Annotated in this window: 21 protein-coding genes; 8 read left to right on the forward strand and 13 right to left on the reverse strand. The window is 68.6% G+C overall.

Going from position 1 to position 19,620, the window contains the following annotated elements; translation table 11 throughout:
* Positions 1-166 precede the first annotated feature (166 nt).
* Positions 167-877 carry an MspA family porin gene (locus CA951_RS34915; RefSeq protein ID WP_087561221.1) on the forward strand — a complete coding sequence of 237 codons (711 nt, stop codon included), beginning with the start codon at positions 167-169 and terminating at the stop codon, positions 875-877.
* Here CA951_RS34915 and CA951_RS34920 read toward each other — a convergent pair.
* The 4 genes from CA951_RS34920 to CA951_RS34935 form a co-directional block, all read right to left on the reverse strand.
* Positions 874-1,149 (reverse strand): hypothetical protein, encoded by a 276-nt coding sequence (locus CA951_RS34920; RefSeq protein WP_087561222.1) that lies wholly within the window; start codon positions 1,147-1,149, stop codon positions 874-876. The genes CA951_RS34915 and CA951_RS34920 overlap by 4 nt on opposite strands.
* Before the next feature lie 111 nt (positions 1,150-1,260).
* Positions 1,261-3,153 carry a galactan 5-O-arabinofuranosyltransferase gene (locus tag CA951_RS34925; RefSeq protein ID WP_179220424.1) on the reverse strand — a complete coding sequence of 631 codons (1,893 nt, stop codon included), beginning with the start codon at positions 3,151-3,153 and terminating at the stop codon, positions 1,261-1,263.
* Between the two features lie 11 nt (positions 3,154-3,164).
* Positions 3,165-3,926, reverse strand: a complete 762-nt coding sequence (locus tag CA951_RS34930; RefSeq protein WP_087561224.1) for a decaprenylphospho-beta-D-erythro-pentofuranosid-2-ulose 2-reductase — start codon at positions 3,924-3,926, stop codon at positions 3,165-3,167.
* On the reverse strand, positions 3,926-5,359 hold the full coding sequence (locus CA951_RS34935) for an FAD-binding oxidoreductase (protein WP_087561249.1): 1,434 nt from the start codon (positions 5,357-5,359) through the stop codon (positions 3,926-3,928). The genes CA951_RS34930 and CA951_RS34935 overlap by 1 nt, the downstream gene beginning before the upstream one ends.
* 80 nt (positions 5,360-5,439) lie before the next feature.
* Between CA951_RS34935 and CA951_RS34940 the strand changes: the two genes are divergently transcribed.
* The 3 genes from CA951_RS34940 to CA951_RS34950 all read left to right on the forward strand — a co-directional run bounded on the left by CA951_RS34940 (position 5,440) and on the right by CA951_RS34950 (position 8,194).
* The gene (locus tag CA951_RS34940) at positions 5,440-5,916 is read left to right on the forward strand and encodes a GtrA family protein (RefSeq protein ID WP_072938553.1); all 477 of its coding nucleotides are present in this window, start codon (positions 5,440-5,442) and stop codon (positions 5,914-5,916) included.
* A gap of 145 nt (positions 5,917-6,061) precedes the next feature.
* On the forward strand, positions 6,062-7,009 hold the full coding sequence (locus tag CA951_RS34945; protein WP_087561225.1) for a PIN domain-containing protein: 948 nt from the start codon (positions 6,062-6,064) through the stop codon (positions 7,007-7,009).
* 147 nt (positions 7,010-7,156) lie between these two features.
* Positions 7,157-8,194 (forward strand): alpha/beta hydrolase, encoded by a 1,038-nt coding sequence (locus tag CA951_RS34950; RefSeq protein ID WP_087561226.1) that lies wholly within the window; start codon positions 7,157-7,159, stop codon positions 8,192-8,194.
* On the opposite strand, the gene CA951_RS34955 is transcribed toward CA951_RS34950, so the two are convergent.
* From CA951_RS34955 to rfbA, 5 genes are all read right to left on the reverse strand, one after another.
* Positions 8,195-9,271, reverse strand: a complete 1,077-nt coding sequence (locus CA951_RS34955; RefSeq protein WP_087561227.1) for a S1C family serine protease — start codon at positions 9,269-9,271, stop codon at positions 8,195-8,197. It abuts the gene before it with no gap.
* A 27-nt stretch (positions 9,272-9,298) separates the two neighbouring features.
* Positions 9,299-9,706 (reverse strand): TIGR03618 family F420-dependent PPOX class oxidoreductase, encoded by a 408-nt coding sequence (locus CA951_RS34960; RefSeq protein WP_087561228.1) that lies wholly within the window; start codon positions 9,704-9,706, stop codon positions 9,299-9,301.
* A gap of 16 nt (positions 9,707-9,722) precedes the next feature.
* Entirely contained in the window at positions 9,723-10,532 is an 810-nt protein-coding gene (locus tag CA951_RS34965; protein ID WP_087561229.1) for an enoyl-CoA hydratase, read from the reverse strand.
* A gap of 102 nt (positions 10,533-10,634) precedes the next feature.
* Positions 10,635-11,222, reverse strand: a complete 588-nt coding sequence (locus CA951_RS34970; RefSeq protein WP_087561230.1) for a dTDP-4-dehydrorhamnose 3,5-epimerase family protein — start codon at positions 11,220-11,222, stop codon at positions 10,635-10,637.
* Between the two features lies 1 nt (position 11,223).
* Entirely contained in the window at positions 11,224-12,099 is an 876-nt protein-coding gene (rfbA, locus tag CA951_RS34975) for a glucose-1-phosphate thymidylyltransferase RfbA (protein ID WP_087561231.1), read from the reverse strand.
* A 63-nt stretch (positions 12,100-12,162) separates the two neighbouring features.
* Here rfbA and rfbB point away from each other — a divergent pair, with 63 nt between their 5' ends.
* A complete protein-coding gene (gene rfbB, locus CA951_RS34980; protein WP_087561232.1) occupies positions 12,163-13,167 on the forward strand; it encodes a dTDP-glucose 4,6-dehydratase in 1,005 nt (334 codons plus the stop codon).
* Between the two features lie 10 nt (positions 13,168-13,177).
* Here rfbB and CA951_RS34985 read toward each other — a convergent pair whose 3' ends face one another.
* From CA951_RS34985 to CA951_RS34995, 3 genes are all read right to left on the reverse strand, one after another.
* Complete coding sequence (locus CA951_RS34985) at positions 13,178-13,969, reverse strand: class I SAM-dependent methyltransferase (RefSeq protein ID WP_087561233.1); 792 nt, start codon at positions 13,967-13,969, stop codon at positions 13,178-13,180.
* Positions 13,970-13,979: 10 nt separating this feature from the next.
* Entirely contained in the window at positions 13,980-14,972 is a 993-nt protein-coding gene (locus CA951_RS34990) for a lysylphosphatidylglycerol synthase transmembrane domain-containing protein (protein WP_087561234.1), read from the reverse strand.
* A 69-nt stretch (positions 14,973-15,041) separates the two neighbouring features.
* Positions 15,042-15,761, reverse strand: a complete 720-nt coding sequence (locus CA951_RS34995) for a DapH/DapD/GlmU-related protein (protein ID WP_087561235.1) — start codon at positions 15,759-15,761, stop codon at positions 15,042-15,044.
* Between the two features lie 105 nt (positions 15,762-15,866).
* Between CA951_RS34995 and CA951_RS35000 the strand changes: the two genes are divergently transcribed.
* Both CA951_RS35000 and CA951_RS35005 read left to right on the forward strand, forming a co-directional pair.
* On the forward strand, positions 15,867-16,967 hold the full coding sequence (locus CA951_RS35000; protein WP_087561236.1) for a DegT/DnrJ/EryC1/StrS aminotransferase family protein: 1,101 nt from the start codon (positions 15,867-15,869) through the stop codon (positions 16,965-16,967).
* Positions 16,967-17,932 carry a Gfo/Idh/MocA family protein gene (locus CA951_RS35005; RefSeq protein WP_087561237.1) on the forward strand — a complete coding sequence of 322 codons (966 nt, stop codon included), beginning with the start codon at positions 16,967-16,969 and terminating at the stop codon, positions 17,930-17,932. Before CA951_RS35000 ends, CA951_RS35005 begins: the two co-directional genes overlap by 1 nt.
* Here CA951_RS35005 and CA951_RS35010 read toward each other — a convergent pair.
* Positions 17,922-18,878 (reverse strand): NAD(P)/FAD-dependent oxidoreductase, encoded by a 957-nt coding sequence (locus CA951_RS35010; RefSeq protein WP_087561238.1) that lies wholly within the window; start codon positions 18,876-18,878, stop codon positions 17,922-17,924. The genes CA951_RS35005 and CA951_RS35010 overlap by 11 nt on opposite strands.
* 94 nt (positions 18,879-18,972) lie before the next feature.
* Between CA951_RS35010 and CA951_RS35015 the strand changes: the two genes are divergently transcribed.
* Entirely contained in the window at positions 18,973-19,587 is a 615-nt protein-coding gene (locus tag CA951_RS35015) for a helix-turn-helix domain-containing protein (protein ID WP_179220425.1), read from the forward strand.
* The last annotated feature ends 33 nt before the right edge of the window (positions 19,588-19,620 follow it).

A 19,620-nucleotide genomic window follows, 5' to 3' on the forward strand; every position in this document is an offset into this window, starting at 1 on the left:
CGGAGGTCGCTGAGAGCTTCCTGGGTTGCGATCGGGTAATTGTTGCGTGTATCACATCAAGTTGATTTGTGAACTTCTGATCAATACAGGGATATTCTTCTGCCCCACTGGTTACGCTCAGCATGCTTTTCCGTATCGGTTGCAGTGCATTCTGAATGGGGTCGGCATGACGGACATCAGCACATCTCGATTTGGGTACAAACGCTTCACACGGACGGTTGCAGTCGCAGGCATCGCAGCGCTTGCCATGGTAATAGGCAACGGCTCGGCGTCGGCCGGCGTGGACAATTCCAGCTCCGTGATCGATTCACGAGGAAATCGCATCGAAGTCGTCCAGGGCGACACGCAGTATCAGACCGTACCGCCGCTCGACGGCGTACCTACCAGCGTGGAGTTCTTCCACAACGGTTACGCGGGGGTCGCCATCACCGGGCCGAACGCGGAAGAGTTCAAGGGAACTCAGCTCACCGTCGGTTATCAGATCGGTTACCCGGTCTCGTTGGCAGGCGCGACCATCGTTCTCAACTCGCCCGGGCTCGGGTTCGCAATCGGGTCGAGCAATGGAATCAACGTCGATTTCGGCCCGATGGGGATGCTCGAAGGTTTCGGACTGAACGCAGGGACCAACGCGGAACTCGCCGGCGACATCATTCCGTCGCAGGAACTCGACATCGACCTGGAACCGGGTGGAATCACCACCGTCCCGCTCCTGGAGGGTCAGGAGTTCGACGGATCGGCGGCTGTGGTCAGGATGCAGGGAGTTCACGGTTCCATCTCCGGTGCTATCGGACCGGTCACCATCCGTCCGTACGCCATGGCGGTGACGGAGAACGGTGACACCGTGATGACTTACGGTGTGCCGCAGAAGCTCAACTAGGCAGCCCGCCCGACAGGGTGCCTGACAGGGGTCGCCGGACCGAGGTCCGGCGACCTTTGTCGGCTCACATGGACGACGACGTCGCCGGCGACGAACACGGCGGCGCCGAGCAGTGCGATCACGAAAAGCGCCCAGTGCCCGACGTAGACACCGACGATCGCTCCGATCGTCGCGGCTAGTCCGGCATGCACGATCACCTCACCGGGAGCGGTGCCGAGTAGATAGTCTTCGGCACCGTTACCGGCGCGTCGAGGCTCCACTGCATCCGGCATGACCGCTCCTCGCGACGACCCGACATTTCCCCTCGGGGCGCGGAAAATACCCGCTTCCCTGATTGGGTGCGGAGTTCCCGCGGCGCGGCGAAATAAACTCGAACAGACCGATCAGTTTCTTGTGACGACGACGAACGGCCCGGTCTCCGACACCGTGAATCGCGGGTCGTCGAACAGTTCCTTCGGGAACGTGACGGTGTAGCGGCGCACGTTGGGGTCGTTGGGATACACGTCCTCGGCGAGCCGCAGCGTGTACCCGACGGGGCCCTGACGGAACACGAACGCGTCGGGGGCCCGCCACGGCGCCGCGTCGAGTGCGGCCACCAGCTGGTCGGGGGTCTCGAGTTCGCTCCACTCCGCGATGGTCCGCGCGCGTCCGGCGAAGTCCGCCAAAGGATTCGAGTAGTGCGACGTCAGCGCCTGGAATCCGAGGTAGGGGTAGAAGCTGAGGAAGCTGGTGTCGGCGGTGAGGACCACCGTGTCGTCGCGGTCGCGGGGGACCTGCGCCCGGATCAGTTCGTCGACTGCCGCGTAGTGGGCGGCGGCACCGGGTGGACGCTGGTCGGCGCGTTCTCCGTTGCCGTCGGTGTCGGTGTAGGCGACGGCGATGTCGGAGTCGAGGAACTTCGGGATGTTCTGGACGAACGACAGCGCACCGAGCACGCCGATCACCAGGACCGCCCCCTTGACCCGCGGGTTGTCGCTGGTCGCGAGCACGAGCCACCCCGCGAATTCGACGAATCCGAAGACGCCTGCCGCGCCGAGCAGGACGATCAGCACAGGCTCGAGCCGGAACGAGAGCAGGGTGCTGCCAAGCACCGTGAACGCCATCGACAGCAGCGACCACAGGTAGATGGCCACCACGCCGACGCCGAGGGCCTGCGCGCGCCGCGATGTCGACGCGCGGGCGACGAGCCAGATGGTGCCGAGCAGGCACAGCGCCCCGGTGAGGGAGAAGTGGATCATCGGCAGCGGCAGTTGTGCGCCTGCCTCGGGCAGGTAGTGCAGCGCGGTTCCCGACGCGGCGGGCGAACCGCCCACGACCTTCAGCAGATACGGCAACCACACGGTCAGGGCGAGGAGCCCGGACACGGCGGCGATCACGATCAGCCGGACCAGCGGGTCGATCGCTGCCCGCCACGACTTCCGGTCGCGCACCCGCAGCGCCGCCGCCAGTAGTGCGAGCAGGGTGATCGCGAAGGCGGCGAGTCCGAGATAGAGCGTGTAGAACGTGGCGGCGAGACCGAGGAACAGGCCGGTGCCGATCACGGCACCCCAGCCGCCGCGGCCGTCGACACGATTCAGTCCGCCCCAGGCGAGGACGAGCGCGGGACCGATCAGCAGCGTGATGACGGCGCCGTACGGTTCGGGCGAACCGTAGGCCAGGACGAGGGCCGTCGTCGCGAGGGACACGACGATGGCGAGGTCGTGGCGGATCAGGTTGCTCCACAACACCAGTGCCACGACGGCGGCGACGGCGAGGGATCCGATGGCGTACGGCTTGAACGCTTCCCAGCCGTCCATGCCGAGGAGGTTGGCGACGCGCCCGCCGGCCCAGAACCAGCCGGCCGGGTAGTACGGCGGCAGGTCGGCGTACGTCATGTCGCGCAGTGCGGCCGAGTCGGTCAGCCGCGTGAGGTATTCGGTGCGGAATTCCTGGTCGACGGAGACTCCGTGCAGGTACAGCTTGGTCGCGGCGAGCGGCAGACCGAGCGTGACGGTGACGAACCCGGACAGGCTCGCCCACGACAACAGTCGGGCGAATCGCACGGCCCGGTGCAGCCGGACCAGCAGCACCGACACCGCGATCCCCGCGATGGCCACGACCTGGCCGACCGTCGTGACGGCCTGGGTCACGTTGGACGAGTTGAACGCCGGCCACTGCACCCGCCCGAACGCGAACAGTCCGACCGCTGCCACCACCGCGGCCACGACGGCCCCCAGCAGCATTTCGACAGCTGTCGACAGGGACCGTCGGGCCGGTGCTACGTCTGCTTCCGTCACGAGGGCGAAGCTTAGATGGGCAGCTTCTTGAAGATCGGTCGCGGGATGTGCCGCAGGATCATCATCACGTACCGGAACGCGCCGGGCGCCCAGACGAGATCCTTGCCCTTCTCTGCCGACGTGACGGCGAGCTTGGCCACGTCTTCCTTGTTCACCGTCAGCGGCGCTTCCTTCACGTCCGCGGACATGCGGGTGCGGACCTGGCCGGGACGGATGACGAGGACGCGGGGGCCGAACTCGCGCAGGGCCTCACCGAGTCCGAGGTAGAAGCCGTCGAGTCCCGCCTTGGTGGAGCCGTAGACGAAGTTGGAGCGGCGCACGCGCTCGCCCGCGGCGGACGACATGGCGATGATCTGGCCGAAGCCCTGTGCCTTCATCTTCTCGCCGACCAGCACGCCGACGGACACGGCCGCGGTGTAGTTGACCTCGGCGATCTGGACGGCCTTGCGCTGGTTCTGCCACAGTTCCTCGGCGTCGCCGAGCAGGCCGAACGCGACGATGGCAACGTCGACGTCGCCCTTCGCCCAGGCGTCGTCGATGACCTTCGGGTGGGTCTCGGTGTCGACGGCGTCGAAGTCGATGACGTCGACGGCGTTCGCGCCGGCCGCCTTCAGCTGGGCCACCGCGCCGTCGCGCCCGGGGTCGCCCGGCAGTGCGGCGAGGATCACCCGCATCGGCGCCTTCTTCAGGTACTCCTCGCAGATCGCGAGACCGATCTCGGAGGTGCCACCGAGCAGCAGGAGGGTCTGGGGGTTCCCGACAGCGTTGATCACTACAGTTCCAACCTTCTGGACATATCGGAGGCGAAGACATTGGTGGGGTCGTACTTGCGGCGGGTGGCGATCCACTCGTCGATCCGCGGGTACATGGCGTGGAACGTCTCGGCGGTTGTCCGCGAGTCCTTGGCCGTGTAGAGACGGCCGCCGAACTTCAGGACCCGCTTGTCGAGTTCGGTGACGAACTCGTTCAGGCCGGGCTTGATGCGGAAGTCGACGCAGATGTTCCAGCCCGGGATCGGGAAGCTAAGCGGCGCCTGGTTGCCCTCGCCGAACAGCTTGAACACGTTGAGGAACGAGTAGTGCCCCGACGTCTGGATGTCGCGGATGATGGCCTTGAACTCCTCGACCGCGGTGGTCGGGACCACGAACTGGTACTGCAGGAATCCGTTCGATCCGTAGGCGCGGTTCCACTCACCGAACATGTCGAGCGGGTGGTAGAACTGCGTCAAGTTCTGAACCTTGTCGCGGTAGGTGCCGGACTTCCGGAACCACAGCTCGCCGATCATCGAGAAGTTGAACTTGTTCGCGAGGCCGTTCGGGAACACGTCCGGGAACGTCAGCAACTGCGGCGCGTCGAACGCCAGCGGGTTCTTCTGCAGCTTCGCAGGCAACTGGTCGAGCTTCGCCAGCGAGCCACGGGAGATCGCGGCCCGGCCCAGCTTCGGCGGCGCGGCGATGGCGTCGAACCACGCGCTCGAGTACTCGTAGTTGGCCTCGCTGCCGTCGCTGTGCAGCGCGATGGTCTCGTCGAGCGTCTGGGTGACGTCGCCGTCGGCGATGAAATACGCCGTCTCGGTCGGCGTCATCTTGATGGTCGCCTTGAGGATGATGCCCGTCAGGCCCATGCCGCCGATCGTCGCCCAGAACAGCGCGCCCTTGGGGTCGTTGCGACCGCCCTTCGGCGTCAGCGTCCGCACCTTGCCGTCGGCGGTGAGCAGGTCCAGTGACACCACATGGTTGCCGAAGCTGCCGGCGCTGTGATGGTTCTTGCCGTGGATGTCGGAGCCGATGGCCCCGCCGACGGTGACCTGCCGGGTGCCAGGCAGCACCGGAACCCACAGGCCGAACGGCAGCGCCGCCTTCATCAGCTGATCCAGGTTCACACCGGCGTCGACCTCCACCAGGTGGGTGTCGCGGTCGATGCGATGGATCCGGTTCAGCGCATTCATGTCGATGACCAGGCCACCGGCGTTCTGCGCCGGGTCGCCGTAGGAGCGGCCGAGGCCACGGGCGATCACCCCACGCTGCAGGTGAGCCGGCTTCGACTCGTTCTGCTCCGCGACCTGGGCGACCGCTTGCGCGATCACCTCCACGTCGGGAGTGGACAGCACCTGCGCCGTGGTGGGCGCGGTGCGCCCCCAGCCGGTGAGGGTGCGGGTCTGTGTGGGGAGCGCCTGGGTGGGCGTCTCTTCTGCTGTCGTGGACATCGGCATAGAGGCTACCGCCTGTGAGTACTTCTCAACCGCGGGCGGTTAAGAAGTACTCACGGGGCGCTAGCCTCGTCGTCGTGTCAGAAACCCAGCCGAGTCACGAGCACGAACCTCACGTTCCGCTCCCCGTCGAGATCCCCGTCACCGAGAACATCGCCGACGACGCACTGGACCTGAAGACGCAGATCGTCCGTTTCGTCCTGACCGGTGGGCTGTCGGCGGTCGTCGACTTCGGCCTGTACTTCCTGCTGTTCGAGGTGGTCGGGCTGCCCGTCAACGTGGCGAAGTCGATCAGCTTCATCGCGGGCACCACCACCGCATACCTGATCAACCGCCGGTGGACGTTCAAGGCGGAACCGAGCCGCGCCCGCTTCGTCGCCGTCGTGATCCTGTACGCGGTCACGTTCGCGGTGCAGGTGGGCCTCAACTGGGTGATGTACCACGCATTCCCCGACGAATGGTGGCGTCTGCCGCTCGCGTTCGTCATCGCGCAGGGCACGGCGACGGTCATCAACTTCGTGGTGCAGCGCGCGGTGATCTTCAAGATCCACTGAGGCGGCCGCCGGAAGCTTCCACTGACTGGCCCGGCAACCGGGCGGCAATGCCCCGGCGGGTGCTGCGATACCGACTGGTCGGGTGTTTCGGTAACGACTCAGCAACTTCCCTGGCGCTGCCGACGCGTTCGGTGAGAATCGATCAATGCTGATTGTTCTCGATACCTCGGCCGTCACGCGAGACGCGCGCTTCGAGACGTTCGTCCGCGACACCCTCGACCGGGGCAGCCGGGTGCTCGTCCCCCGACTCGTCCTCGTCGAGGTCGCCCACCGGTACCAGCGGGAGTCGGTCGCGATGATCGAGGCCCTCACCGTCCAGGCGCGGATGTACGACCGGCTCGGGCTCCGCGACGACCTGTCGGCGTTCGTGGACGCCGCGCGGGCCAAGGCCGACGGCTACGTCGACTCGCTGGCCCGGCAGCTGGAGGCGATGGGCTGCGACGTGATCGAGCCGGCGTACACCTCGCACCTCGAGGTCGCCGCCCGTGAACTGCAGCGCCGCCGCCCGTACGTGGACCGGAAGCGGCGCGGTTACACGGCCACGGTGAACTGGTTGACGGTCCTGGACATCGCGGATCGCCGCCCGTCCGAGGACGTCGTGTGGGTCAGCGCGAACTCCCGGGGGTTCGGGAGCGGCGAGCCCGGGGCGTGGCACGACGAGATCTGGGCCGAGCTGCAGGACCGCGGTCTCGACCACCGGCTGCGGTGGGTGACCGGGCTCGACGACGTGGATCTGCGGGACACCGGCCTGCCCCGCCGCGAACGGGTCTCCGTGCCGATCGCTGCCCCGCCTGCCGCGGTCCCCGCCCCGCCGTCCGCGGTCGCCGCCCCGCCGTCCGCGGTCGCCTCCCCGCCCGCCGCGGCACCACGACGACCCGTTGTCGCGGCCCCGCCACCCCGGTCGCCCCTCGTCGTTTCCGACCCCGTGGTCCCCCCGGTCGCGCAGACGCCGCGCCCCCGGGTGGCGCCGCAGCGGATCCTGCCCTCGGCCAATGCGGACACCGGTGGCCGCCGCGGTATCGGCCGAATGCGGGGCGGTCGCAAGCGCAAGGTCACCGTGGTGGAGGAGCTGGACGACCTCGATTTCGGCTGAGCCGACCCGCCGGTAACGATTCGGGCACCGGGCATAACGACTTGGGGCCGAAGCCGCCATCAGCGACACACGAGCGTGGCAGGTACTCCAAGGTTGAACTTACGTATCCGTCAACGGCGACGGGTATCGGCGACCAGGGGAGAAGGCATGAAATCTGTGCCGAACGACCGCAAGCCGTCTGCGCAGCAGCGGAATGGGACACCGACCGTCCAATACCGTTCGGGGGCGCGGCTGGCGGGGCCGAGTATTGAATCCCAGGTTCTCTACCAGGCATGCAGATGGTTCCTCCGGCCCGTGGTGCGGATGGCGCCGATCAACGAGTCGGCCATCCGCAGGGCCGCGCTGCTGGACCTCGCGGCGGGGATCCGCCCCGCGTCCGGTATCCGCCGCCAGAAGGTGCGGCTGCCCGGGTTCGATGCGGAGATCGTCCGCGCCCCGGGAGTCTCACCGGAGCTGAGCGACGGCGTCGTCCTCTATCTCCACGGCGGCGGGTTCCTGTGCTGCGGACTGAACACGCACCGGCCGGTGGTCGCGACGATCGCGAAGCTGACCGGACTGCCGGTGATGCACGTCGGCTACCGGCAACTGCCCGACACGAACATCAGCGGTTCCGTCGACGACTGCCTGACGGCGTACAAGTGGTTGCTGGAGAACGGCGCCCGCGCGGGCGGGACGGTGTTCGCCGGTGATTCGGCGGGTGGGTTCCTCGTATTCGCGACGGCGTTGAAGGCCCGCGAGGAGGGTGTCGATCTCCCCGCCGGACTGGTCGGGCTGTCGGCGCTGCTGGACCTGGACTGCGCCGACAAACTGGTGCACGCCAACGCCGCCCGCGACGTGTTCGCTCCCGTGGAGGCGCTCGTCACCATCGGCAAGCTGGGCGGCGAGGTGGACGGCGTGCTCGACCCCGCGCTGTCACCCGTGAACGGCGTGCTCGAGGGTCTGCCGCCGTCGTTGCTGTTCGCCGCGGAAGGGGAGGTGCTGCGGTCGGATTCGGAGCTGATGGCGCATCGGCTGAGCGCTGCGGGTGTGCCGGCGACGCTGCAGATCTGGGACGGTCAGGTGCACGCATTTCCGGCGTTGTGGCCCGGACTGCCGGAAAGTCGTGTGGTGCTTCGGCGTATCGCGCGGTTCGTCGCGTCGCGGGTGCGGCCGGACGACGGTGTGGCCCGGGACAAGACCGCCTGACTACCGCGGCGGTCCCTTCTCCAGGACGATCGTCGTCGACCGCGCACTACCCGCCTCGTCGAGCCAGCGCAGTTCGACCGCGTCGCCGGGGTGCCGCGCGATCATGAGTCCGGTGAGGTCGTCCGAGGAGCGGATGGGGATTCCGTCGAACTCGGTGACGACGTCCCCGATCTCGATGCCCGCATCGTCGGCGGGGGTGCCGATGCTGACCCAGAGGACCTCGGCGCCGCGAGCGTCGTCGGTGACGCTGATCCCGAGGAGGGGAGTGTCGCCGATGTGCACGGTGGCGGACGCCGCCCCGGCGCGGACCTGATCGACGATCGTCATCGCGGTGTCGATGGGCACCGCATACGACCTCGGCTGGGCGGGAGCGGGTTTCGCCGGATCGGAGTCGGCGTTGCCTGCGGTGTTCACGCCGATGACGGCAGCGGCGTCGTCGACGAGGGGGCCACCGGAGTCGCCGGGCCGGACCGCCGCATCGATCTGGATCAACCCGTTCAGCCGGTTCCGGGAACCGTCGGTGGAACTGCGGGCGGTGATCGCCTGCCCGAGATCGGTCACGAAACCCCGCGCCGCCACCGGAACTCCGCCCCCTTCGGCGTTGCCCACCGCGGTCACCGGGTCGCCGATGCCGATTGCGGTGTCCTTCGCGAGGGTCGCGGCGGGGAGGTCGCCCGCGCCCTGGAGCCGGAGGACCGCGATGTCGCGCGAACTGTCGTAACCGAGCACGTCCGCGACGTATTCCGCACCGTTACCGAGGCTCACCGCGCTGATGTCGAGTGCCCCGTCGATCACGTGATGATTGGTGAGGACGACGCCGTCGGGGGTGAGCACGATGCCTGTTCCCGCGGTTTCGACGAGCCCCGAGTCGGCGACGAGGGTGACGATCGCCGGGACCACCCTGGCCTCGACCTCCTCCGGGGTCAGGACGACGGGCGGCGGCGGTGGCGGTGGGGCGGGCTGGGCCACCGTCGCCGCGGGCTGCCGCGATTCGCGGACCGTCGGTGCGCTCAGCAGCAGGCTGCCGATCACCGCCGTGGCCACGGCGAGGACCGTTGCGGCGCGGGGCGTCGTCATGCCCGGGTGTCGTCGTCGCGGATTCGGTCAGGACTGTTTCAGCGACCCCCAGCCGTGCCAGGTGTCGATCTCGATCCACGCGCTGACCCGTTTCCGGTCGCGGACGGGGTACGGCTTGCCGCTGTAATGCGTCGCGAGGCGGTCGATGTCGGCGAGGTCTTCGTCGTCGACGAACTCCGTCACCCGGCCCTGGACGCTGACGTGGGTGATCCAGTCGCCGGGGTCCATCGCGGTGAGGCTGACCCGGGGGTCGCCCCGCAGGTAGTCGAGGCGCTTTCGCTCGGCGTCCATGTTGACCAGCACCCTGCCGTCCTCGTACAGATACCAGGTGGCCACGGACACGGGCTGTCCGTCGGGCCGGACGCAGGCGATGGTGGCGTAATTGGGCCGCGCGAACATCTCGGCGGCCTTCGGTGTCAGAGGTGGCTTCGACATGTCCGAAAGATACTCCCTAGCGTCGGTCCCGGAACTGCGGTTCGCGCTTGTCCTTCCGCGCGGTGGTTGCCTCCTCGAAATTGTCGGTCAGCAGCCGCACCAGCAGCTGTCCCAGGCCTTCCTGCTGGATGTGGGCTTCGAGCGAGGCGGCGTCGAGCCCCGACCACAGCGTGCGCTTCGTCAACTCCAGACCCGGCCGGGAGAAGCGCGACATGCGTTCGGCGAGGTCGAAGCATTCGTCCAGCACGTCCTCGCCGGGCACGCACCGCGACACGAGTCCGATCCGTTCCGCCTCCTCGGCGTGCACGTCGCGCCCGGACAGCATGATCTCGAAGGCCCGGGACGAACCGATCGCGCGGGGCAGGAGGTAGCTCAGCCCCAGTTCGCTGGCCGTCAGTCCGTTGTTGATGCCGGCCGCGCGGAAGTACGCGTCCTCCGCCGCGATCCGGATGTCGGAGGCGAGCGCGAGGCAGAGCCCACCGCCGATGGCGGCACCGTTGACGGCGCTGATCACGGGCTGGTGCATCCGGCGGAGCGAGAGCACCACGTTGTCGAGCATCTCCATGGCCCGCAGTGCCACGGTCGGCGGGGTGAGGCCGTCGACGTGGGGGAGCGGGCCCGCGGACCTCTGGTCGGCGCCGGAGCAGAAGCCGCGGCCCGCGCCGGTGACGACCACCGCGCGGACGGAGTTGTCGTTGCTGATCTCCTCCAGCGCGTCGCGGAACGGGATCATCACGTCGAACGCCATCGCGTTCATGCGTTCCGGGCGGTTGAGCGTCACCAGGGCGATACCCGGCCGGGGGTGGTCGACGACGACGAAGGTCACGCCTCGATACTAGAACACGTTCTCGTAAGTCACCCCCCATGTGAGTGTTTTCGTGTACCCGGGCACACGAAAATACTCACCTGGGGAAGCACACGAAAACACTCACGTGGGGAAGGTGGGGAGCACTCCGGTGGAGATGGCCTGCTTCAGCGACGGCGCCGCCGAATCCTTCTCGGACAGCTGGAACGTCAGCGGGCTGCCGTCCCGGCCCGTCGTCGGCCAGTCGATGCCCAGGTCCGGGTCGAGCGGGTGCAGGTCGTGGTCGAGGGCCGGCGTGTACTCGATCGAACACAGGTACATCACCGTCGACGCGTCTTCGAGGGACAGGATCGCGTGGCCGACACCGGCCGGGAGGTAGACGGCGCGGCGGTCGACGTCGTCGATGAGCACCGAATCCCACTGCCCGAACATCGGCGACCCGACCCGGAGGTCGACGATGACGTCGAGGAACGCGCCCTTGACGCAGGTGACGTATTTCGCCTGCCCGGGCGGGTTGTCGGTGTAGTGGATGCCGCGCAGGACACCGGCGGCCGACACCGAGCAGTTGGCCTGCGCGAGTTCGAGGGGGTGCCCGACGGCGGCCTCGAACTCCGACCCCTTGAACCATTCGAGGAACACGCCGCGGTCGTCGCCGAATTGCCGTGGGGTGATCTCCCACGCGCCGGGGACCTTCAGTTCCCGATACTCCACGTCACCAGTCCTTGCCGCGTTCGAGAAGTTCGAGGAGGTAGTCGCCGTAGCCCGATTTGCCGAGAGCCTCCGCACGCGAACACAGTTCGGCGTCGGTGATGAACCCGCGGCGCCACGCGACCTCTTCCGGGACGCCGATCTTCAGCCCCTGCCGGTGTTCGAGCGTGCGCACGAAGTTCGACGCCTCGAGCAGCGAATCGACGGTGCCCGTGTCGAGCCACGCCGTTCCGCGGGGCAGCACCTCGACCTGCAACCGTCCGGCCTGCAGGTAGGCCTGGTTGACGTCGGTGATCTCGTATTCGCCGCGGTCCGACGGCCTCAGGTCGCGCGCGATGGAGACGACGTCGTTGTCGTAGAAGTACAGCCCGGGGATCGAGAAGTTCGACTTCGGGGTGGCCGGCTTCTCCTCGATCGACATGGCGCGGCCGGTGTCGTCGAACTCGACCACACCGTAGGCGCTGGGATCGGACACCCAGTAGGCGAAGACGGCGCCGCCGTCGATGTTCTCGAAGCGGTTCAGCCGGGAACCGAGACCGGGGCCGTAGAAGATGTTGTCGCCGAGCACGAGGGACACGGACTGGTCGCCGATGTGGTCGGCGCCGAGGACGAACGCCTGCGCGAGGCCGTTCGGTTCCGCCTGCACCTTGTACGTGAGGTTCACCCCGAACTGCGAGCCGTCGCCGAGCAGCCGGCGGAACTGCTCGGCGTCGTGCGGGGTGGTGATGACGAGGATGTCCCGGATGTTCGCCAGCATCAGGGTGGAGAGCGGGTAGTAGATCATCGGCTTGTCGTAGACCGGGACCAGTTGCTTGCTCACTCCGAGGGTGATCGGGTGCAACCGGGACCCGGTGCCGCCTGCCAGGATGATTCCACGCATGTGCGCAGTGTTCCAGTGTTCGCGCCGGATAGAAACTCGGGCTCGCCACTAGGGTGGGTGCACATGAGGCTTCTCGTGACCGGCGGCGCCGGGTTCATCGGTGCGAATTTCGTGCACCAGACGGTCGCCGAGCGGCCGGACGTGCAGGTGACGGTGCTCGACGCGCTGACGTACGCCGGCAACCGGCGCTCGCTCGACGCGGTGGCCGACCGCATCGAGTTCGTGCACGGCGATGTGGCGGATTTCGCGCTGGTGGATCGCCTGGTCGCGGAGTCGGACGCGGTGGTGCACTTCGCCGCGGAATCGCACAACGACAATTCGCTGGCCGATCCGACGCCGTTCGTGCAGACGAACGTGATCGGCACGTTCTCGCTGCTGCAGGCCGTCCGCGCCCACGACGTCCGCTATCACCACATCTCCACCGACGAGGTGTACGGCGACCTCGAACTGGACGACCCCGAGCGCTTCACCGAGTCGACCCCGTACAACCCGTCGAGCCCGTACTCGGCGACCAAGGCGTCGAGCGACCTGCTGGTGCGGGCGTGGGCGCGGTCGTTCGGGGTGCGGGCCACCCTGTCGAACTGTTCCAACAACTACGGCCCCTACCAGCACGTCGAGAAGTTCATTCCGCGTCAGATCACCAACCTGATCGACGGGGTGCGCCCCCGCCTGTACGGCAGCGGGAAGAACGTGCGCGACTGGATCCACGTCGACGACCACAACGCGGCCGTCTGGACCATCCTGGAGAAGGGCAGTCTCGGCCAGACGTACCTGATCGGCGCGGACGGCGAGGTCGACAACCGGACCGTCGTCGGGACGCTGCTCGAACTGTTCGGCCGCGACGCCGACGACCTCGACTTCGTCACCGACCGCCCCGGCCACGACCTGCGCTACGCGATCGACTCGACGCGTCTGCGCACCGAACTGGGCTGGACGCCGCAGTACGAGGATTTCCGCAGCGGGCTCGAGGCCACCGTGCGGTGGTACCGCGACAACGAGTCGTGGTGGCGGGCGCAGAAGGAATCCGCGGAGAAGGCGTACGCGGCTACGGAATCCGTCATCGGCTGAGGCGCGCCGGTCAGGCCGGGACCGACCCGCGGAACGCCCACGCCCGCGCCGTCAGTGCGATGCGCCCGGCGTCGTCGCGCGGCAGTCGGGCATCGAGCAGGTCGCGAAGAGCGGTTCGGCGTCCGGCGGGCAGCGACGTGCAGTAGCCGGGCGCGGGGCCCTGACCGCCGAGGAACGGCCGCCAGAAGTCGTCGAAGCCGGCGAACACGGTGGGAACGTCGAGCGGGTGCACGGTCACCTCGGTGAACCGTGCGGTGGCCAGCGCGTCGCGGAGAGGCTGAGGCCGGCAGAGCGGGAAGCGGACCCCCTCGTCGAGGGTCGCGGCCGCCTCGTCGAGTTCGCGCGCGGCATCCCAGAAGACGCGGATCATCTGCATGCCCTCGGCGTAGTCCCACACGTACCCGGCGACCGTCCCGCCCGCGCGGGTGACGCGGCGCATCTCGGCGAGCCCCTCCACCGGATGCGGCACGAAGTTGAGGACCAGCCCGGACACCACCCGGTCGAACTCGCCGTCCGCGGCAGGGATCGATTCGGCGGTGCCCGGCCGCACGTCGAGGCGGGGATCGTCCGCGCCGGCCCGGGCCGCCGCGGCGAACGGCTCCGAAGGCTCGACCCCGACCACCCCGGCGGGATCGAAGAGGCGGAGCACGGTGTGGGCGAGGGCGCCGGTCCCGCACCCCACGTCGCACCAGACGCCGCCCGGACCCGCGGCCAGCCACCGCAGGAACCGCGGCGCGACCAGCCTGCTCCAGCGACCGATGTAGTTCTCGTACGCGGGATCGACCTCCCAGGCGTCCGTCATCGCGGTCTCCTCACGACGGCTGCGGCACCCGGGAATCCTCGTGCACGAGGGCGTTGCGCAGCGAACGCGAACCGGCGACCGCAGCGACGAAGCCGGCGAGCACCTCGCACAGCGTGAACACCAGGCGGGATGCGAGGGCCAGCCCGAGCGCCACCCCGCTGTCCATGAACGGCGACAGCGCCGCGACGACGACGGCCTCGCGTACCCCGATGCCGGACGGTGCGACGACCACCAGCACCCCGGCGCACATGCCGAGGGCGATCGCGCCGATGCACTGCACCAGGGTGCCCACCGCGAACCCCGACGTGCTCGACGCGAGGAGCCACAGATGCACGCCGTACAGCACCCAGCTGACGGCGCACCAGCCGAGGGCCCGCCCGATCTTGTGCATCGTCAACTGCCGGTGCAGCGGGGCGCGCCGCAGGATCCGCAGGGCCAGGTTCACCAGCCGGGTGAGGATCGGGGGATAGCAGCAGACCAGAGCGATCGGGACGAGCACGATCACCGCGACCGCCGCGACGGTGCTGATGTGGAACAGGGCGGGCAGCGCCAGCAGCCCGACGACCAGTGCGGATGTGATGCTCAGCCCGACGGTGACGAGGACGGCGACGAATCCGTTGGCACGCGACACCCCGGCCCGGCGGACGAGTTCGGTCTGGAGGACGAACGCCCACACGCTGCCCGGCAGATACTTGCCGAGCTGGCCGACCAGATAGCAGCGGGCGGCGTCGAACGCGGGAATCGGGTGTTCGAGGGCGCCGAGCGCGTGCTGCCACGCGCGCACCGCGGCGGCCATGCCGAGGAACACGAACACCGCGGAGGCGGCGAGCGCCCACCAGTCCAACTGGCTGATGGTGTCCCGGACCTCGGCCCACTGCGATTTCACGGCGAACACGACGGCGACGACGATCGCGAGGGTGACGAGGATTCGCAGCGCGTTCATCAGGACGGCGCGGCCGCCGCGGTCGGGGACGATCTCGGGATCGGTGTCCACGAGGACCACCCCCTCACCGGCAGTGCGCTGCGGCAGTGCAGCGTTCGTTTCCGACGATAGCAATCAGGGGGCGCAGGATCAGGAAACGAGCGGTTTCACCGCAAGCCCACGCCACCACGCGAACGCGTCGGCGAGCGACCGCGGGAGTTCCGCGTCCGCCTCGAGCCGCCCCGACGCGAACAGATTCACCACCGCCTCGATGTCCCGGTCGGCGATCCCGGACCGGCTCATCCCCACCCGGTTGGCGCCGCGCAGGACGGCGGGATTGCCGAACACCGTGGCGAACGGCGGAATGTCCTTGGCGACGACCGATCCCATTCCGACCATCGCGCGCGCCCCGATCACCCGCCGCTGATGCACCACCGCGCTCATGCCGATATTGACGCCGTCGCCGAGGGTCACGTGGCCGCCGAGGGTGCTCGACGGTGACAGGACGCAGTCTTCGCCGATCCGGACGTCGTGCTCGACGGACGTGTGGTTCATGACGAATCCGCCGCGCCCGATGGTCGTCGGCCGCTCGGCGCCTTGCTGGACGGCGCTCATCTCCCGGATCACGGTGCCGGCGCCGATCACCACACCCCGGTGCGGGCTGACCTCCGTCCACGTGCGGGGATGCGTCTTCCCGATCCACTCCGGCGGCGCCCCGAGCGTTGCGTGGGCGCCGATCCAGCAGTCGTCGCCGATGTCGAGGGGGCCGGTGAGGACGGCATACGGTCCGATGCTGACACGGTCCCCGACGGTGACGCCGTCGCCTATCACGACGGTCGGGTGGATCTCGCAGTTTTCACCGATGGTCATGAAAGTTTCGGATTCCTTCCAGGAGCCGTGCAGACCGTGGGAACCTTCAAGGGGTTGCAATCTGTGAAGACGGTGTGAACTGCACGTCAATCTATCGGAGGAACCGTGATCGCGATCTCGAGTATTTCCTTCGGAGAGGATGTCGAGCGCGAGGTCCTCGACACCCTGCGATCCGGGATGGTCGCGCAGGGACCGAAGGTCGCGAGGTTCGAGGAGGGGTTTGCCGAACTCGTCGGCACCCGGCACGCGGTGGCCGTCAACAGCGGGACCACCGCGCTCATCGCGGCGCTGCGGGTGCTGGACCTCCAGCCCGGCGACGAGGTGCTCACCACCCCGTTCACGTTCGTGGCGACGCTCAACGCGATCCTCGACGCCGGCGCGACGGCACGGTTCGCCGACATCGGGGAGGCCGACTTCGCGATCGACCCCGACGTCGCGGAGCAGTGCGTGAACGAACGCACCCGGGTGCTGATGCCGGTGCACCTGTACGGGCAGACCGCGGACATGGGTGCGCTGATGCCGCTGGCCGAGTCGCGGGGACTGGCCGTCGTCGAGGACGCGGCGCAGGCGCACGGCGCGACGTTCGACGGCAGGGGCGCGGGCAGTTTCGGGCTCGGCTGCTTCTCGTTCTACGCCACCAAGAATCTCACCACCGCCGAGGGCGGGATGGTCACGACGGACGACGACGCGGTGGCCGACCGGTTACGGGTGCTGCGGAATCAGGGCATGCGCGGGCGCTACGAGTACGAGATGGCGGGCCAGAATTTCCGGATGACGGACCTGCAGGCCAGTCTCGGGTTGCCGCAACTGGGTTCGTATCTGCAGCAGGTGGAGTCGCGCCGGCGCAACGCGGAGGCGCTGCGGACCGGGTTGAAGGACGTCGAAGGTCTGGTTCTGCCTTCGGAACTCGCGGGCCGCGGGCACGTGTGGCACCAGTTCACCGTCGTCCTCGCGCCGGACGCACCGATCGACCGCGACACCCTCGCCCGGCGTCTGGGCGATCGCGGTGTGGGCAGCGGCATCTACTACCCGAGAACCGTCTACGACTACGACTGCTACCGCGAGCATCCCCGGGTGATCGTCTCGCCGACCCCGATCGCGACGTCGGTGGCCCGCCGATGCCTCAGCATCCCCGTTCACGCCGCGCTTTCCACCGACGACGTCGACCGGATCGTCGCGGCTGTCCGCGAGGCGATGGAGGCGTGATGACGTCCACGCGACCGCGGATCGCGCTCGTCGGATCCGGGAAGATGGGTTCGCTGCACGCCCGCGTCCTCGCGCAGTCGCCGCTGTGCGACCTGGCGCTGCTCGTGGAACCGCGGGAAGACCACGGACGGGAAGTCGCCGAGCGGTTCGGCGCCGAGTGGGCCGCGGATTTCGACGACCTGGACGGCATCGACGCCGTCGTCGTCGCGGCCGCGACACCCGCACACTACGAGGTGGCCGGCCGCGTCCTGGACCTCGGGAAGCCGCTGCTCGTCGAAAAGCCGCTCGCCGCAACGTACGAGGAGAGCACCGATCTGGTGAAACGCGCCGCCGCGACGGGTGTCCCGCTGATGTGCGGTCTGCTCGAGCGGTTCAACCCGGCGGTGCGGACGGCGCGCGAATTCGCCGGTGACGTGTGGCAGGTCAACGGAATCCGGCACTCGCCGTTCGTCTCCCGCATCCCCACCGGCGTCGCGACGGACCTGCTGATCCACGACGTCGACCTCGCGATCGGATTCGTCGGATCGCCGCCGGTCGGGGTGAAGGCCGAATTCGGCTACTTCCACGATCGTTCGCGGCGCAACGACGCCGAGGACTGCGCGGAGGCGGTGCTGCGATTCGAATCCGGTGCGGTCGCCACCATCTCGGCCAGCCGGGTGAGTCAGCGGAAGGTGCGGCAGTTGTCGCTGCTGGAGCCGGACCGTCTGATCGAGATCGACCTGCTGCGCCGCGACATCACCATCTACCGGCACATCGACGACGACCTGCCCGCCGACCGCGACGGGTACAAGCAGCAGACGGTGATCGAGATCCCCACCATCCGCTACAGCGACGAACCCCTCGCCGCCCAGCTCGCGCATTACGTCGGGCTGGTCGGCGGCGAGGGGGACGCCGACGCGGAGCGCGAGTCGATCCTGCCCGCGCACCGCGTGGTCCACGAGGCGACCGTGTCGGCTACCGGCTGAGCGCTCCGGCGACCGCCAGGCGGGTGTCTTCCGCGATGAGGTCGGCGTTGAGGGTGGCGGCGGCGGTCAGTCCGGCTCCGGCGGCTACGATCACCTGCGCCTTCGGGTCCGCGACGTTGCCTGCCACCCACACCCCGGGAACCGCGGTGGCGCCGGTCGCGTCGGCGGCGACGGCGGTGCCGATCACGTGTCCGGCCATCTCCATCTCGGTGGTGCCGAGGCCGAGGGTCGTGAGGAAGTCGGCGCGGGCCCGGAACAGCGGCGGGACCACCACGGCGGCGAGGGGGAAGACCCGGCCCGTGCGCAGCCGGACACCGGTCAGCCGGTCGCCGCGCACCTCGAGTCCGGCCACGCCCCCGTCGATCACGGCGACGCCGCGGGCGGCGAGTTGCTCGTACTCCTCGCCGGTGGGTTCGTTCGCGTCGTTCAAAAACAACGTCACCTGATCGGTCCACTGGCTCCACATCAGCGCCTGGTGCACCGCCAGCGGGCTGCCGGCCAGGACGCCCACCGGCTGGTCCCGGACCTCCCACCCGTGGCAGTACGGGCAGTGCAGCACGTCCCGTCCCCACCGTTCGGCCACGCCGGGGATGTCGGGGAGGACGTCGACGAGTCCGGTGGTCACGAGCAGCCGCCGCGCCCCGACGGTCCGGCCGTCGAGAAGCGTCACCCGGAACTCTCCGTCCCCGATCTTCTCGGCGGATGTGACGGTTCCGGTGACGATCTCCCCGCCGTAGCCGGTGACCTCCTCGCGTCCGGCGGCCAGGAGTTCACCGGGCGGGGTGCCCTCTCGGCCCAGATAGTTGTGAATGTGCCCGGCCGGTGCGTTGCGGGGTTCGCCCGCGTCGATCACGAGCACGGATCGGCGGGCCCGCGACAGGGTCAGTGCCCCGCTGAGTCCGGCCGCGCCGCCTCCGATGACCACTACGTCGTAGCTGTCTTCCATCGCGTTCTCCTTCGTTCGTCGACCTCGTGACGTCCACTGTTCGGGGAGATCGCGATCCTGGCAAGAATGTTTGCCAGTGTGGCAACATGGTGGTGTGAACGACGATCTACTCGATCTGGACGGCGTCCTCGACGCCGTGGGACCGCGGCTCAAAGCGCTCCGGCAGCAGCGGGGCGCGACCCTCGCCCAGCTCTCCGAATCCACCGGGATCTCGGTGAGCACGCTGTCGCGGCTGGAGGCCGGTCAGCGCAAACCCACCCTCGAACTGATGCTGCTGCTGGCCCGCGCCCACCAGCTGCCCCTGGACGAACTGGTCGACGCACCCGCGACCGGCGACCCGCGCGTCCACCTGCGGCCCCTCGACCGCAACGGCACGACGATCATCCCGCTCACCCGCAGGCCAGGCGGGATCCAGGCGTTCATGCACGTGATCCCGCCGGGCGACCCGACAGCGGTACCGAACCTGCAGGTCCACGAGGGCTACGAATGGCTGTACGTCCTGTCCGGCCGGCTGCGACTGCTGCTCGGCGAACACGACGTGATCCTGACGCCGGGGGAGGTCGCGGAATTCGACACCCACGTGCCGCACTGGTTCGGCAATCCCGGACCGCAGCCCGTAGAGATCCTCAGCCTGTTCGGTCCCCAGGGCGAGCGGGCGCACGTCCGGACCGTCCCGCGGGGAACGGCGCAGGGCAGCGACCGTCGGTAGAATTCGTGCGGACCGGTGACGAGCGCTCCCTCC

This window comes from Rhodococcus sp. NCIMB 12038, assembly GCF_002165735.1.
GTDB lineage: Bacteria > Actinomycetota > Actinomycetes > Mycobacteriales > Mycobacteriaceae > Rhodococcus_F.

Excerpts from the sequence above, each read along its gene's own strand:
- rfbA (WP_087561231.1), bottom strand. The coding sequence starts at position 12,099 with ATGCGTGGAATCATCCTGGCAGGCGGCACCGGGTCCCGGTTGCACCCG.
- rfbB (WP_087561232.1), top strand. The coding sequence starts at position 12,163 with ATGAGGCTTCTCGTGACCGGCGGCGCCGGGTTCATCGGTGCGAATTTC.
- CA951_RS34955 (WP_087561227.1), bottom strand. The coding sequence starts at position 9,271 with ATGACGACGCCCCGCGCCGCAACGGTCCTCGCCGTGGCCACGGCGGTG.
- CA951_RS34960 (WP_087561228.1), bottom strand. The coding sequence starts at position 9,706 with ATGTCGAAGCCACCTCTGACACCGAAGGCCGCCGAGATGTTCGCGCGG.
- CA951_RS34920 (WP_087561222.1), bottom strand. The coding sequence starts at position 1,149 with ATGCCGGATGCAGTGGAGCCTCGACGCGCCGGTAACGGTGCCGAAGAC.
- CA951_RS34915 (WP_087561221.1), top strand. The coding sequence starts at position 167 with ATGACGGACATCAGCACATCTCGATTTGGGTACAAACGCTTCACACGG.
- CA951_RS34935 (WP_087561249.1), bottom strand. The coding sequence starts at position 5,359 with ATGTCCACGACAGCAGAAGAGACGCCCACCCAGGCGCTCCCCACACAG.
- CA951_RS34950 (WP_087561226.1), top strand. The coding sequence starts at position 7,157 with ATGAAATCTGTGCCGAACGACCGCAAGCCGTCTGCGCAGCAGCGGAAT.
- CA951_RS34945 (WP_087561225.1), top strand. The coding sequence starts at position 6,062 with ATGCTGATTGTTCTCGATACCTCGGCCGTCACGCGAGACGCGCGCTTC.
- CA951_RS35010 (WP_087561238.1), bottom strand. The coding sequence starts at position 18,878 with ATGGAAGACAGCTACGACGTAGTGGTCATCGGAGGCGGCGCGGCCGGA.
- CA951_RS34995 (WP_087561235.1), bottom strand. The coding sequence starts at position 15,761 with ATGACCATCGGTGAAAACTGCGAGATCCACCCGACCGTCGTGATAGGC.
- CA951_RS34985 (WP_087561233.1), bottom strand. The coding sequence starts at position 13,969 with ATGACGGACGCCTGGGAGGTCGATCCCGCGTACGAGAACTACATCGGT.
- CA951_RS35005 (WP_087561237.1), top strand. The coding sequence starts at position 16,967 with ATGACGTCCACGCGACCGCGGATCGCGCTCGTCGGATCCGGGAAGATG.